Genomic DNA, 545 nt, shown 5'->3' on the forward strand with positions numbered 1-545 from the left:
TCTTTATAAGCTTTCAGACTCTCTTTAGCTAAAATATCGCTTTGTAAGTCTTTAGGGAGATCTTTCAAACACTTTTTTCGTTCTTCATCGGTTTTAGCGTTTTTCAAACAATCTAGAACCTGTTGTTCTAACTTTTTTTTCGCTTCGGGCGTGAGCAATTTCTCGCATTCTTTTTTCTCTTTTTCATTCCTAGCTCTTGAAACGCAGTCCTTGTAAGCCTTGACGCTCATATCAGCTAGTAGTTCTTTTTGCAAGTCTTGGGGAATATTTTTCAAGCACTCGTTTCGTTCTTCATCGGTTTTAGCGTTTTTCAAACAATCTAGCGCTTGTTGTTTCAATCTTTCTATAGCTTCTTTAGACAAGCCTTTCAAGCATTCGTTTTTCTCAGCTTCTGTTTTGGCGTTTTTGATACAATCCTTATATTCTTGAAGCTCTTTTTGAAGCTCTAATTCTTTGCGGAATTTCTCTCTAATCTCAGGGTCATTTATGAGTTTTAGGCACTCTTTCCGTTCTTCATCGGTTTTAGCGTTTTTCAAACAATCTAG

At 36.5% G+C, this 545-nt stretch carries 1 protein-coding gene; it reads right to left on the reverse strand.

Translation table 11 applies throughout. The features are described from left to right. The coding region (locus I6852_RS07890) for a CagY family CD-EC repeat-containing protein (RefSeq protein WP_331458768.1) at nt 1–545 on the reverse strand (545 nt) is incomplete at both ends.

Origin of the sequence: Helicobacter pylori, from assembly GCF_015904775.1 — a bacterium.
Lineage (GTDB): Bacteria > Campylobacterota > Campylobacteria > Campylobacterales > Helicobacteraceae > Helicobacter > Helicobacter pylori_DM.